Genomic DNA, 16,467 nt, shown 5'->3' on the forward strand with positions numbered 1-16,467 from the left:
CGATGAATTTAAAAAAGGCTATAGTCGAAGAATTTCTAAATAAATTTTTGACGGATAATCTGGATACAAATTCAATTTCATTTTTTGGAGGAACAAACTTAAAAAATGAAAACTCTTTAGATAAAGTAAGAGTGTATTTGAATAAACAGGATGTAACTAAGGTAAACGAACTTTGTAATAGTTCTGATGTTTTAGTATTTGACTTTTATTTTAGTACGTTAAGCATATTACTATCCAATTACGAAGAGAATTTTTCCTTTTTATCTTCTGCAAATCAGTTTGATTCGTTACAAAACGAAAAAGAACTTTTTGTCTTAAAACCTGTAATCGATCATTATCAAAGTTTTAAAAGTATCTTTTCGTCTCATAAAGGAGATATTTTAAAAGCAATTGACCATACTTTTGATCTGGACATTTTTAAGGACTCTTTTTTAAATTTTGAAGATTTTCAAAAAAAAGTACATTTTGGTATCGTCATAAATAACGAAAGCCAGGAAGTAGCTTCAGCAGTAAAAACCATATTCAATTTTAGTCTTGATGCCCAGGCTCCGTATTTGGAAATAAGCATTAAAGGCGAAATGTATGATACGCAGCTGTTAACCCTGTTTGGTGAGAATTTTAATAAATTACTAAACGAAATACTGCAAAACACGAACGCGATCGTAAAAGAAATCGAGTTTAGAGGAGACACAGAACTCAGTTTTTTAAACGAAGTAAACAAATCAAAAGCTTATTTTTCTCTGGATAATAATATCGTAGATTTATTAAACGAGCAATGTAAAAAACAGCAGGATAAAACGGCTATAATAAGCGGTTTAGAAACCATTACTTACAGTGGTTTATACAAGCAAACCAATAAAATTGCCCGATATATTCTGGAAGAATATGAAGCCAAAAGAGATGATCTTTTTGGGGTTATGTTGTCCAGATCTATCAATATGGTAAAAGGGATTTTGTCTGTCTGGAAAGCCGGAAGTGCTTATGTACCAATGGCAACAAACCTATCAGACGAAGCACTTTTGCACATCATAGAGAATTCGAATTTAAAAGCCGTTATTACAGATGATCCCAAAGTCAGGGAACAGCTAAACAGATTAAAGACAAAGGTTTCGATACTGGATTTGAATGAAATAGATTCAAAAATAAGTGCTCTTTCAGAGGCTGTACCTGAAGTCGATATTGATTTAAGCGATTTGGCTTATGTCATCTACACCAGCGGTTCTACAGGTAAGCCAAAAGGGGCAATGATCGAACATTTTGGAATGCTGAATCATATTGGCGCCAAAATAACAGAAATTACAATTGATAACAATAGTATTGTGGCACAAAATGCACCGCATACTTTTGATATTTCGGTTTGGCAATTTTTTGCGCCTTTGGTTGCCGGAGGTACAAGTATTATTTACGACGACGAACGGGTTTTAAACGTCAATCAGTTTGTAGATAAAATTGCTGTCGATCAGGTTACCGTATTAGAGCTCGTTCCGTCGTATTTGCTGGAAATGCTCAATTATATGGAGAGCGAGAGCAAAACGGTATTAGTTTTAAATTCTGTAATACTAAATGCAGAAACGCTGACTAAAGCAATGGTCAAAAGATGGCTGGATTTGTATCCCAACATTCCAATCATAAATACTTATGGTGCCACTGAAGTTTCGGATGATATCTCTCATATTTTTATGAGTCAGGTTCCCGGAAATTATTCCGTTCCCGTAATGAAAGATCCTATCCAAAATTGCGAAGTTCATATTGTAGATCAAAATATGCAACGCGTGCCTATTGGGATTAAGGGCGAAATATTACTGGCGGGTCCTTGTGTGGGTCGTGGCTATTTTAATGATGAAAAACGTACAAAAGAGGCTTTTCTAAAAGGACCAATGATTGGTATAACGACTTCGGAAAGAATCTATAAAACAGGCGATTTAGGACGTTTTATGCCAGATGGCACAATGGAATTTATTGGCAGAAATGACAATCAGGTAAAAATATTAGGACATCGAATCGAGCTTGATGCCATAGAAAATATCGCAAATGAAATTGAGCAGATAAAAAATGCAAAAGCAATTGCTTATACAGACAAGCAAATAATTGCGTTGTATTACCTGTCTGAAAACGAAATTGATAAAGCCGTTATTGAAGCACAGCTTTTAAAAAAATTACCAAAATACATGATTCCTGCTGCATACATACACTTGCAGAGTTTCCCTTTGACTAAAAACGGAAAAATTGATAAAAAACGGTTACCGCTTATTTCAGAACAAGATTTAGTCAAAAAGGAGTATGTCGCACCAAGAAACGAAGTCGAGGAGCAGTTGGTCGAGATATGGCAGGAAGTTTTGGCGATTGAAAAAATTGGAATAAACGATAATTTTTTCGAACTGGGCGGTCATAGTTTATTGGCTTTTCAGGTGTTTAACAGAATCAACAAAAAGTTGGGAAAAAGTGTTCCGTTAAAAATATTTTTCGAGAATCCAACTATTCAGGATTTAAGCAGCCATCTAAAAGAACTAACGTATACTGCAATTCCTCTTGCAGAACCGGCATCGTCTTATCCTGTAACAACTTCTCAACGCAGATTCTGGATCTTAAACCAGCTCGAAGGTGCGGCATTGGCTTATAATATGCCCACAGCTGTTAAGTTTACCGGTACTATCGATGTACCAAAATTCGAAGAATCTTTTCGGAAATTGATAGAACGACATGAAGCCTTAAGAACCTATTTTGATACAAACGAAGACGGAGAAGTACGACAATACATAATCCCGACAGAAGAATTAAAATTTAGTATCGAAGAAGAAGATTTTAGCAATGAGCCGGATCAGGAGACTTTGATATTCGACTACTTTAGAAACAAAAATGCAGCACCTTTTTCTCTGGATCAGGCACCTCTTTTAAGAGCCTCAATGATTCGTTTAGACCAGGACAGCCACGTGTTTTTCTTATCCATGCACCATATTATTGGAGACGGATGGTCGATGAAATTAATGATTTCAGAGATCGTACAAATCTACAATGCATTAGTTCAGGGTAAAGAAATTAATTTGCCGGATCTCAAAATACAATACAAAGATTATGCGGTATGGCTTAATGCCGAAGTAAAAACGCAGGAGCTAAAAGCATCAGAGCACTATTGGCTGGAGCAGTTTTCAGGAGATTTACCTGTTCTGGATTTACCGGGTTACAAAGCACGTCCGTTAGTGCAAACCTATAATGGGGATAACGTTTATGATAAGTTTTCGAAACCAGTACTGGATAAAATAAAAGCTTTTTCGAAATCGCATGACGCTACCCTGTTCATGACCTTAATGACAGCTATAAAAGTACTGTTGTACAAATATTCTAATCAAACAGATATCATAAGCGGTACATCGATTGCAGGAAGAGAACATCCGGATTTAGAGAACCAGATAGGCTTGTTTTTGAATCTTTTGCCTATCAGAACCAAAATTGATAAAAAAGAAAGTTTTGCAGCTTTATTAAAAAAAGAAAAACAAATATTATTAGAAGCTTATGAGCATCAGTCTTATCCGTTTGATGAACTTGTAGAGAAATTAAATATAAAAAGAGACAGAAGCAGATCTGTTTTATTTGATGTCATGATCGATTTGCAAAATCAGGATCAACTGACGAATTTAGAGAACAAAGATTCGCTCAAAGATCTTGAAGTCGAAGGATATGGAATAGAAGGAAAAACATCAAAGTTTGATATCGAATTTACCTTTATCGAAGCAATAGACGGATTATCCCTGAATATCTCTTACAACACAGATATTTATACAAAAGATCAAATGACTGCTATATATTCTCATTTAGAGCATATTTTTACGCAGGCTTTTGACAATCCTGCTATTCTTATTCAGGAAATCGATTGTTTGTCAGAAAAAGAGAAGTCGAAACTATTAGGCTTTAATGCCGCTACTATGGTGGCACCTATAGAAAAAACTTTTGTACAATTGTTTGAAGATCAGGTTGCATTAACACCAGATGCTGTTGCAGTTGTTTTTGATGGCGGAACATTAACCTACAAAGAGCTGGATCATTTATCGGCTCAGTTGTCGCATACTTTACGAACAGAATTTGACATTGCAAAAGGCAACACGGTTGGTGTACAATTAAACCATAGCAAGTGGTCGATTGTTTCTATTTTAGGAATCTTAAAATCCGGTGCCGTTTATATCCCTATTGATTCAGAACTGCCGGATAATCGCAAAGCTTTTATTATAGAAGATACAGCGTTGAACTTATTGATAACCGAAACGTCTTTTATCTTTGAATTGGATTTTTACGAGGGTAATATACTGTCTATTGATGTTGAATTTGCTCCTGTTGAAGATTTTAATGAAGACAAAATTGATGTTGCACTAAACGATGTTGCTTACATTATTTATACATCAGGATCTACAGGATTGCCAAAAGGAGTTACGATTGCACATCGTTCCTTGTCTAATTATCTGGTTTGGGCAAAAAATCATTATTTAAAAGAAAATCTAACCAACACAAATTTTGGGTTATTTACCTCGTTATCTTTCGATTTAACGATTACGAGCTTATTTCTTCCTTTAATAAGTGGTGGCAACCTTACTGTTTTTGATTCTACAAGTCAGATTTCAAATGTGTTAGCGAAATATTTAAAAAGCGAAATTTCTGGTATAAAATTAACGCCTGCGCACATCAATGTTTTAGGCAATCTGGATATCAGTTCAAATACTATCGAAGTTGCAATAGTAGGTGGCGAAGAACTACGTCAGGAACATGTTGCGATCTTAAAGAAAATAAACCCATCGATCAGGATTTATAACGAATACGGCCCAACAGAAGCTACAGTAGGTTGTATTGTTTATGAAGTGAACGCAATTGGAGCGCCCATATTAATTGGAAAACCAATCTGGAATACGTCGATCTATATTCTCGATGAATCTGATAATTTGCAAATAGAAGGAGCCATTGGAGAAATCTTTATTGGAGGAGCAGGATTGGCAAAAGGATACCTGAATCGTCCGGATCTAACGGCCGAAAAGTTTCCGGAAAGCAAATTTAATAAAGGAGAAAGAATCTATAAAACAGGAGATCTGGGCAAATGGCTTCCCGATGGTACCATAGATTATAAAGGCAGAATCGACGATCAGGTAAAAGTAAGAGGATATCGAATAGAATTAGGAGAAATTGAAACCCATATTTTAAAATATTCAGAGACGCTGCAACAGGTTGTCGTATTGATTAAAGAAGTAAATCAGGAAAAAACAATTATAGCCTATTATGTTGCTGGTGGAGAAATTAATAAAGCACAATTGAGAACGTATCTCCTGAGCAATATTCCGGAATATATGGTGCCGTCCTTTTTTGTCGAATTACAAAATATACCCTTGACCTCAAACGGTAAAATAGACAAAAAAGCTTTGCCAAATCTTACCGGAGATGATATCATAAAAAAGGAATATGTAGCACCAACAAATGAAACCGAAAGAGAAATTGTCGAAATATGGCAAGAGGTTTTAGGCATAGACGAAATAGGGATCACAGACAATTTCTTCGAATTGGGCGGGCATAGTATTATAGGAATTAAAATTGTGGCTGAGATCCAGAAAAAACACAATGTAAAAATTGATCTTGTAAACCTTTTTAGAGAACCTACAGTACAAGGCTTAGCAGAAAAAATAGTAAATGAAATCTGGTATAATAATGATGTTATCGAGGACGAAGTAACGGATAAGATAACGATCTAAAAAGAATAAGATGTAGTTTGAAAAAACAAATTATCAAATAGAAACATAGATGAGTATATGCATTTAAATTATTGAAAAGCCTTTTTTTTTAATAAACAAAATCTATGTTTCTATGTTTTAGAATTAAGGATACCCAACGAATTGTTGCAAGTATTGATCCAGGAATAATTAAAGATGATCTGGCGGAAAAAAGATTGAATACTAATACGAAATTTTCATAAAAATGATTAAATCAGTTAAAGATTTACTTTCAGAATTAAGACAGCAAAATATAAATCTAATTTTAAACGAAGAGAATAATATTGAAATTACCGCTAGTAAGGGTAAGATTCCGTCTGACTTAATAAATGAAATCAAAGATCAAAAAAATGATATCATTAATTATTTAAAGTCAATTAAAAAAGCCACAAATTCCGGCATAAAAAAAGCGCCGGAAGCAGAGAATTATGTAATCTCGTCATCGCAAAAAAGTTTATGGATAGTGAGCCAGATCGAAGAATCTTCTATTGCTTACAACATTCCATCGGTTATAAAACTGGATAATATTGACAATCCTGCATTTTTGCAAAAAGCCATAGAATCCGTAATTGACAGGCATGAAATATTACGAACTGTTTTCAGGCAGGATGAAAATGGAGAAATAAAACAAATTATACAAAATAGAAACCAATCCGGTTTTGCAATAGAGCACAAGGATTTTAGAGCAGATCCGGATAGTGACTTAAAAATAGAGGCTTTTATTGCCAACGATTCCTTAAAAGCATTTGACCTGGCAAACGGGCCATTGCTAAGGGTTTTTCTTTTGCAGCGCGCCAATAACAGCTATGTTTTTTATTATATATTGCATCACATCATTACAGATGGCTGGTCGAACGAAGTTTTGGAACGAGAAGTACTTTCGTTTTATGAAGCTAATCTAAAGGGGATTTCTCCAAGTTTACCACAATTATACCTTCAGTACAAAGATTATGCAACCTGGGAGCAAGAGCAATTGGCAACTGAGGGAATGAAAGCTCACAAAGACTATTGGTTAGAAAATTTGTCCGGCGAATTGCCTGTTTTAAATTTACCCGGCAACAAAACCAGACCCAAAGTAAAAACATATAACGGTCGAAGCCTTACAACTTATATTTCGTCTCAGGAAGTAATCGCATTGCGAAAGTTAGTACAACCCGAAGGCGGAAGCCTTTTTATGGGATTTTTGGCAGTGCTAAAAATACTGTTGTACAAATACACCAACGAAAAAGATATCGTAGTAGGTACGGTCATTGCAGGTCGGGAAGAGCAAGCTTTGCAGGATCAGATCGGGTATTATGTTAAGTTATTGTCGTTGCGCAATCAATTGCAGGAAAACGATAGTTTTTTGACTTTTTTTAGAAGATTAAAAGAAAATACATTATTGGGCTACAAACATCAAAATTATCCTTTTGATCAGTTGGTAATTGATCTTAATCAGAGAAAAGATACGAGCCGAAACCCAATTTTTGACTTTACGGTCGATTTTCATAATATAAAAACAAGCCATGAAGGTCTTACGGCAATAAATTTTGATCGTATCGAGGATTTGGGCGAATATATTTGTAAAACAGATATCGAATTTCATTTTCATGAAATTGGCGATGTAATCTGTTTCAATACCATACACAATAGTGATATTTATGACCAAAGCATAATCTCGCAATTAATGAAACATTTTAAGTCATTATTGCAGGAATTACTGGTCGCTCCCGAAGCAAAAATAGACGAAGTAAATTATTTGTCTACAACCGAAAAACAGCAATTATTAATAGACTTTAACAATACCGGAGTCGATTATCCAAAAGATAAAACGGTGGTTGATTTGTTTGAAGAACAAGTTAAAAAAAGCCCCGATGCTATAGCTGTACAAGATGATCAATTTTTATATTCGTATCAGGAACTCGATCAGCTTTCAGATCAGATAGCAGCTTATTTACTGGCAGAATATGGTCCGGAAGATAAATCTTCGATTGCAATAATGCTTACAAGATCCTCAAAATTGATCGCAGTATTATTAGGGATCTTAAAATCCGGGAGATCCTATATTCCGCTGGATCCTAAATTTCCTGTAGACCGACTCAATTGGATTGTATCAAATAGTGAGGTCAAATTATTAATTTCAGAAAAAAGTATTGATGTTACTTTAAACGAAGGTAAAATAGACAGTATCCTTTTTCTGGAAGAATTTCTGGATAAATTACCCGATACAAATACTAAAAAACATACGGCAATTGCAGCAAATGCTACTGCTTACATTATTTATACCTCGGGATCGACAGGTAACCCTAAAGGAGTTGAAATTGGTCATCGTTCATTGGTCAATTTTTTAGTAAGTATGGCTACAAAACCGGGTATAAGCAATGAGGATACCTTTTTTTCGGTGACGACTTATTCCTTCGATATTTCGATATTAGAGTTTTTCCTGCCTTTGATTTCCGGTGCCAATTTGTATGTGGCAAGCCACGAAATTTTGATAGATCCCGTATTGATTATCGAAAAAATGAATGCGCTTAAACCTTCGATAATACAAGCAACACCAAGTTTTTATCAGCTATTGACAGAAAGTGGCTGGAAAGGAGATCCGGACTTAAAAGTATTTTGTGGAGGTGAACCACTAAGTGTCAGCTTAATAAAAAAGCTAAAAAACAGCTGTAAAGAAATCTGGAATCTCTACGGACCAACCGAGACGACAATATGGTCAACGGTAAAAAAAGTAGAAACAGAAAGTTCTAATATAGGCACGCCCATAAACAATACCCAAATTTATATTCTCGACAATCAGCTTAAATTATTGCCGGTAGGTATGCCCGGTTTGATTTTTATTGGTGGTGATGGTCTTGCAAAAGGCTATTTGAAAAATGAGGAACTAACTAATGAGCGGTTTATAAAAAATCCTTTTGTCGACGGAGCATTAATGTACAATACCGGAGACATTGGCAAATGGCTGGCAAATGGTACTATTGATTGTTTGGGCAGAATTGATGATCAGGTCAAAATTCGCGGACATCGTATTGAGTTAGAAGACATAGAAAGAAACTTGCATTTGCAAAAAGGCATAAATAAGTCTGTAGTTATTGTAAGTGAGAATGAAGGCGATAAATTTTTGGTTGCGTATTATGTTTCAGATACAGTTTTAGACAAAAAAGCAATACAATCCGGTTTAAGCAAAGTACTGCCGGATTATATGTTGCCAGGTTATTTTATTCAATTAGAAGCATTGCCCTTGACACCAAACGGAAAAGTAGATAAAAAAGCACTTCCGGAAGTTCAGGAATCAGATCTTATAAAAGAAGAATATATAGCACCCCAAACACCACAAGAAATGGTATTGGCTACAGTCTGGTCCGGATTATTGGGGTATGAAAAAATAGGTATAAAAGATAGTTTCTATAATCTTGGAGGAGATTCTATAAAGTCGATCCTTGTAATTTCGAGATTAAAACAGCAGGGTTATGTCTTAAAAGTCGATCAGATACTGAGAAATCCCGTATTAGAAGATTTAGCAAAATTAATGGTCTCTAATACCGTTACCATCAATCAGTCTGAGGTAGCAGGAGACGTTTTTTTGACACCAATACAACATCATTTTTTTGAAAGTGATTTTATTTCCAACAAAAATCATTACAACCAATCTGTAGTATTGTTTAGTGCGCCGGAAATAGCATCAGATCTATTAGAGCAATCGATTGTAGCGCTCGTAAGGCATCATGATGCGCTGCGTATGGTGTATACATTCGAGAATAATTCCTGGAAACAATACAACAAAGATACCGCTGAGCAACAGTATAAAATTAACTTTTATGACTTGCGCAAAGAACAGGATGAGCGTGCTGCAATGCTCGAAATTAGCAAAAAATTGCAATCCGGTTTTGATATCAGTTCTGGGGTTTTATTTCAGGTAGGACATTTTAGACTATCTGATGGAGATCGATTGGCGTTAATTGTTCATCATTTGGTAATTGATGGAGTCTCTTGGCGCATTTTATTAGAGGATTTATCAGGTTTGTACAACGCATACCAATTGGGTAAGCCGTTTGAATTGCCTTTAAAAACCGATTCGTTCCTGCATTGGTCTTATTTGCTGCAAGATTTTGCAAAGAGCAGAACAATGCAAAAAGAACGAAAATATTGGGACGAAGTTTCAAAAAAATCAATTCCGTTATTACCCGTTGATTACAATGAAAATCAACATGTGGCAAAAATTAACAAAGAAAAAAGTTTTGTATTAGACAAAAGAACTACAGAAATACTGCAAACGCAAGTACATCATGTTTATAAAACAGATATAAACGATATTTTATTAACGGCGCTTTCTCTGGCAATTCAGGACGTTTTTAAAGCCGAAAAAAGCGTTGTTCTAATAGAAGGACATGGTCGTCAGGATATCATCGAGACAGTAGATATTAGCAGGACCATTGGCTGGTTTACCAGTCTGTATCCTTTTGTATTGGATATAACAGCTGCTGCAGGTCATGAATTAATTACGGTAAAAGATTCTTTGCGCAAAATACCAGGTAAAGGAATTGGGTATGGTATTTTGAACCATTTGGATAAGAAATTCGATACACTATTGTTACCCTCTGTTCAGTTTAACTATTTAGGAGATTTTGGCAGTAATCCAATCTCAGATACGCCCAATTCATTATTTAGCTTTTCATCAGAAAGTATAGGCGCATCAGTTCCCGAAGAGAACACACAAAGTACTATTTTATTGGATGTTTCAGGTATGATAGTTTCAAAAGAGCTTAGCATGTCTGTTCAGTATTCAGGTGATCGATATGCTGATCAAACGATCGTAAAATTCCTAAACTCCTACAAGGATCATTTAGAAAAACTTATTGCAACGGTGTCAAATAGCGATAACAGTCGTTTGACATCCTCTGATTTAACCTATAAAAATCTTTCATTCAAGGAATTATTGGTATTGGATCAGGACAATAACATAGAGGATATCTACGAACTTTCGCCTTTGCAGCTTGGTATGTATTACTATTGGCTGCGCGATCCGTCAAGTCCAATGTATTTTGAGCAAATGGCATATACCTTAAATGGCGAAGAATTATCTATAGAACTGGTTCAGCAAGCTTTTAATGAATTAATAGCAAGATATTCGATCTTAAGAACAGCTTTTAGCAATAATTTTGGAAGTCAGCCCCTGCAAATTGTTTATAAAAAAGTAGCAGGTCATTTTTCGTATGAAAAAATAGCAAATACGCAAGAGCAAACTATTGAAGAACATATCGAAAAAGTAAAAGCAGCAGATAAACTTGAAGGTTTTGATTTTGAAACCCCTTCTTTAATGCGCCTCAAAGTTCTGGAAATAGAAAAAGGCAGGTATGTTTTTTTATGGAGCCATCATCATATTCTGATGGATGGTTGGTGTATCAGCATTTTGATAAATGATTTTGCAGCCCTTCTGGAGGCTATTGCAACAAACAAAAAAAGTAATCTTCCGGTACCGGTAAAATATTCAGAATATATAAATTGGTTATCAAAAATTGACAAAGATTTATCGTTAGCCTATTGGAAAAATTATTTAAAAGGTCTGCAATCTATTACAGATATTCCTTTTAAGATCAGCAAAGAAAAAGCAACAACGTACAACGAAAAGCTGGAAACACTCTTTATTGATGGCACTTTATTTAATAAAATAGCGAATCTGTGTCAGGAAATATCCGTAACCCCCAATATTTTTATACAAGCAGTTTGGGGCTATTTACTATCAAGATATAACAACGTTCAGGACGTGGTATTTGGAGCGGTAGTTTCAGGCAGACCAGGCGAATTATCCGGTGTCGAAGATATGATAGGGTTATTTATTAACACTATTCCGGTGAGATTAAAATATACAAATAAAGATACGCCAATATCATTATTAAAGAAATTACAAGCTGACGGAATTGAAAGCAACTCGCATCATTATGTAAATTTATCTGAAATTCAATCTCAAAGCGAACTGGGAATGGATTTGATAAAAAGTTTAGTGATTTTTGAGAATTACTTTGTACATGAAAATGAAGTAGAAGTAGAAGAGCAGGAGGAAAATAAACCAAGATTATTATTAGAAGATCTTAATGTTTTTGAACAAACGAATTATGATTTTAGTTTAACGATTGGTATTTCATCTGTTTCATTAGAAGTTTTATTCAAATACAATTCAGAAGTTTTTAAAGAAGATTTGATAAAAAATCTTGTGGCTCATTTTGCCAATTTAGTAGAGCAGTTTAGTACACAAAAAGATACCTTGCTTCAGGAAATAGACTACCTGACAGCTCAGGAAAAACAACTATTGCTAGTAGGATTTAACAATACTCAGGTCGATTATCCTAAGGATAAAACAGTAGTTGATTTATTTGAAGAGCAATTGGCAAAAACACCTGATAATATTGCTATTGTATTTGGGGACACAAAACTTACCTATAAAGAATTAGACGAGCAATCCAATCAATTGGCGGCTTACCTAATAGAAAATTACGCGATAAAAGCAGATGATTTGGTGGGTATAAAACTGGATAGGAGCGAGCGCATGATAATTTCTATTTTCGGAATCCTGAAATCAGGAGGCGCTTATGTACCAATAGATGTTCATTATCCGCAGGATCGAATTGATTATATCGCCAAAGATGCCGGTTTTAAAGTTTGTATTGATGAAAATGAATTAGGGAAATTTAAACTAAATCAAAATCTTTACAAAAAAACAGCAATTCAGTTAAGCCAGTTAAATCACTTAGCCTATTGCATTTATACGTCTGGATCTACAGGAAAACCAAAAGGAGTTTTAAACCACCATGCTGGTTTATACAATAGGTTATTTTGGATGAAAGAGTATTTGAAGGCAGATGAACACAGTGTTTTTCTTCAAAAAACACCTTATACTTTTGATGTTTCTGTGTGGGAATTAATCTTGCCGTTTATTACCGGAAGTTCGCTTGTTATTGCACGTCCGGAAGGACATAAAGATGTTGCTTATTTGCAGGAAATTATAGAAAAAGAACAGGTTACAGTCCTTCATTTTGTTCCTTCGATGTTAAGTTCTTTTTTAGAATATACAGAAAAAGGACAATGCGGTTCTCTGTCCCACATTGTATGTAGCGGAGAAGAATTGACGGCTGCAACAGCTCTCGATTGCAAACAAAAATTTTCAGGAGCACAATTACACAATCTGTACGGTCCAACTGAAGCAGCAATTGACGTAACTGCTATAGATTTGACTCAGACAGATGTTATTAAACATGGAGTAAGTATTGGGAAACCAATAGCAAATACAAAAATATATATCGTTAATAATACCCTGCAATTACAGCCTTACGGGGTTCAGGGAGAATTGATAATATCTGGAATACAGGTTGCCAAAGGGTACTTGAATCTGGAGGAAATGACGAAAGATCGTTTTATAAAAGACCCTTTTAGAGAGGGCTATCAGGCATATCGAACAGGCGACATTGCACAATGGCAAGAAGACGGATCAATTGCGTATTTAGGTCGAATTGATAATCAGGTCAAAATAAGGGGACATCGAATAGAATTAGGAGAAATTGAAAGAAACCTGGCTTTAGTAGAAGAGGTAAGTCATGCTCTGGTTGTGGTTCATGAAAACGAAGGAGATAAATTTTTGGTAGCCTATTATGTGGCAACAAAAATTTTGGATAAAAAAGAAATCAAAGTAGCTTTATCAAAAGTATTAACAGACTACATGGTTCCTAATTATTATGTACAGCTTGATGTTATGCCGCTTACATCAAGTGGTAAAGCAGACAGGAAGGCTCTTCCGGCTTTTAGTAATAATGATTTAATTAAGGAAGAATATGTGGTTGCAAGAACCGAAGAAGAAAAACTTTTAGTTTCTGTTTGGTCCCAAGTACTAAAATATGACACTATAAGTATCAAAGACAGTTTTTATAATTTAGGAGGTGACTCGATCAAAATCATCAGGATAATTTCGTTACTAAAACAACAAGGTTATACGCTCAAAGTAGAGCAAATTTTAAACAATCCAATTGTCGAAGATTTGGCTAAGCTCATAAAAGCCAATACCGTTTCGATCGATCAGTCTTTGGTAAAAGGCGAAGTTGCCTTAACCCCAATTCAATCTTATTTCTTTGAGAACGAAGCTATATTAAATAAAAATCATTACAATCAAGCGGTTGTATTAAGGAGTAAAGCAAGAATAGATTCGGCTATTTTAGAGCAATCAGTGGCGGCATTGGTTTTGCATCATGATGCTTTACGAATGGTTTATAAGCAAGAAAACAATTCATGGTTGCAGTATAATGAAGATACTGTAGAGCAACATTATAAAATTAATTTTTATGATCTTCAGGAAGAATCCAATCAAACAGAGGTCTTGCATCGCATAGGCGACGAATTGCAGGCTGGTTTTGATCTGGGTTCAGGAGTACTTTTTCAGGTTGGTCATTTTAGACTTTTAGAGGGGGATTGTTTACTCTTAATTGTTCATCATCTTGTTGTCGACGGCGTTTCATGGCGTATTTTGCTGGAAGATTTTTCTAATAGTTATCAGGCATACCAATCCGGAAACGACTTTAAACTGCCGCTAAAAACAGATTCGTTTTTGCGCTGGTCCCATTTGCAAAAAGAGTTTGCCAAGAGCGACAAAATGCAAAAAGAAAGAGCCTATTGGCAGGAAATTTCAAAAGAGGTGATACCGGTATTGCCTGTAGATTTTAAGGATAATCGAGGGATTTCGAAACTTGACCAGCAAAGTAGTTTCGTATTGGATAAATTGGTTACAGAAAAATTAAAAACCAAGATACACCATGTCTATAACACAGAGATAAACGATATTCTTTTAACGGCTTTGGCACTATCGATCAGAGAGGTTTTTGGGGTCAATAAAAGTGTTATAAAAGTAGAAGGACATGGTAGGGAAGAAATTATAGACGGTATCGATATTGGCAGAACGATAGGCTGGTTTACCACCATTTATCCTTTTGTACTGGCGCTTTCGGATACAGACGAAAATGAACTAATTGCAGTAAAAGAATCTTTGCGAAAAATACCGAATAAAGGAATTGGATATGGAATCCTGAATTATTTAGACAAACGATTCGAAAACCAATTAACGCCAAGTATTTTGTTTAATTATTTGGGAGATTTTGATACGCAGTCAAACGATGGCAAGGAAGAATCAATATTTGAGTTATCAGCAGAAAGTATAGGCTCAGAATCTGATCCGGCTAATAGTCAGACAGATGTATTATTGGATATTTCAGGGATTATGTTTTCTGAAGAGCTTAGTATGACGATTCGTTATTCAGGTACTTTATTTAAGCAAGAGACAATAGATAAACTGATCGCATTGTATCAAAATCAATTGACAAACTTAATAAACGAATTATCTGTAAAACAATCTAATGTTGCCTATCAGGATGATGATCGCGAATGGCAATATGGCGATATGCTGGAGACAACGCCTAATCAGAGACGTTTTTTAAAATTAGCGTCGTCATCAGTCACTGTAAATTTTGAAATATCATCTTTTAATGAAGTTACATTTCAGGAAAGATTCAGAGAATTTCTTTCTCAATTCCCGGCTTTAACGGTAGAATTTGTAGCAGATAAAGATCGTTTATTTCAGCGTTACATTTCGGCAGACGAGGTAAAAATTAATTGGTTGTTTCTTGATGTTTCATCTGTAAAAGCAGAAGAAATTGATGCAATAGGAAGAACTTTTTTATTGAGCAGGTTTGATGTACTTAACCAGGAACTTATCAGGGTTTTTATACTTCAAAAAGAAAAAAATGCAACCGTTTTTGTAGCTGTTCATCATGCACTGGCAGATAACTATACCGGAAAAATATTAAAAAAAGAATTAATCAGTTTCTTTCAGGAGAGTACCGGTCAAAAAACAGATTATTATCATCCGTTTACTTTTGCCAGCAATCAAAAAGAGTTTTTGGTTTCAAAACCTGCATTGGAAGAAAGAAAGTATTGGGTCGAAAAATTGCAGGATATAGTAGCACCAAACCATCAAATTGAAATACAAAATGAAGAGTTTGATTTTGTAATTCAGGAAACCATTGTTTCAGGTACATTATTCGAAAGTATTCAAAAATTCTCGATAAACTTTAATCTTCCTCTAAGTGCGTTGTTCAATACTTTTTTTGAAATGATCTTAAATGATCTTGACAATACTGATAAAAAGATCTATCGTGTTTTGGTCGATTGCAGAGAGCAGGAAATTAAAAATTTAGAAACCTCTAAGGTACTCGGTGTCATAGATAATATATTGCCATTGACCTACAGTCGTTTTGATTTTGATGCTGAAGCTGAAGCTGTTAGAAAATGTTATGCAAAATATCTGGAGGCAAGATTGTATCAACGAATACCGTATGAAATCATCAGGGAGGATTTGATAAAAGCGACCCAAAAAGATTTAGATAAAAGTACAATTGGTTATTTTAATTTTCTGGTCGAAGAAGGAGATTTGTATATAGACCATTCCGGTAGTCAGACTAAAAAGTATTTGGACAAAAATCCGGACTTCAAAGGGATTAATTTAACATGTAATTTGCATAAGAATTCAATTACAATTAAATTAGTTTTAGAAAATGATTACAATACCCAAAATAAGGAGATTGATTTAAATAATGCTTTAGAAAAGTTTATCAAATTAATGAACTCAGCCCTATAATTTAAGACTAAATATTAATATAATAAAAATACCTATTGATTTTAGCACAATAGTATTCAGGTTAAGTAACTA

2 protein-coding genes are annotated in these 16,467 nt (G+C 34.8%); both read left to right on the forward strand.

All coding sequences use genetic code 11. The features are described 5' to 3' along the window. Positions 1-2 precede the first annotated feature (2 nt). On the forward strand, positions 3-5,723 hold the full coding sequence (locus B0A64_RS03910; protein ID WP_165769754.1) for a non-ribosomal peptide synthetase: 5,721 nt from the start codon (positions 3-5) through the stop codon (positions 5,721-5,723). 223 nt (positions 5,724-5,946) lie between these two features. After that, positions 5,947-16,395 carry a non-ribosomal peptide synthetase gene (locus B0A64_RS03915; protein ID WP_089478238.1) on the forward strand — a complete coding sequence of 3,483 codons (10,449 nt, stop codon included), beginning with the start codon at positions 5,947-5,949 and terminating at the stop codon, positions 16,393-16,395. The last annotated feature ends 72 nt before the right edge of the window (positions 16,396-16,467 follow it).

The organism is Flavobacterium araucananum (genome assembly GCF_002222055.1).
GTDB classification, from domain to species: Bacteria; Bacteroidota; Bacteroidia; order Flavobacteriales; family Flavobacteriaceae; genus Flavobacterium; species Flavobacterium araucananum.

Coding starts and splice junctions, on each gene's coding strand:
- B0A64_RS03910 (WP_165769754.1), top strand. CDS start 3: ATGAATTTAAAAAAGGCTATAGTCGAAGAATTTCTAAATAAATTTTTG.
- B0A64_RS03915 (WP_089478238.1), top strand. CDS start 5,947: ATGATTAAATCAGTTAAAGATTTACTTTCAGAATTAAGACAGCAAAAT.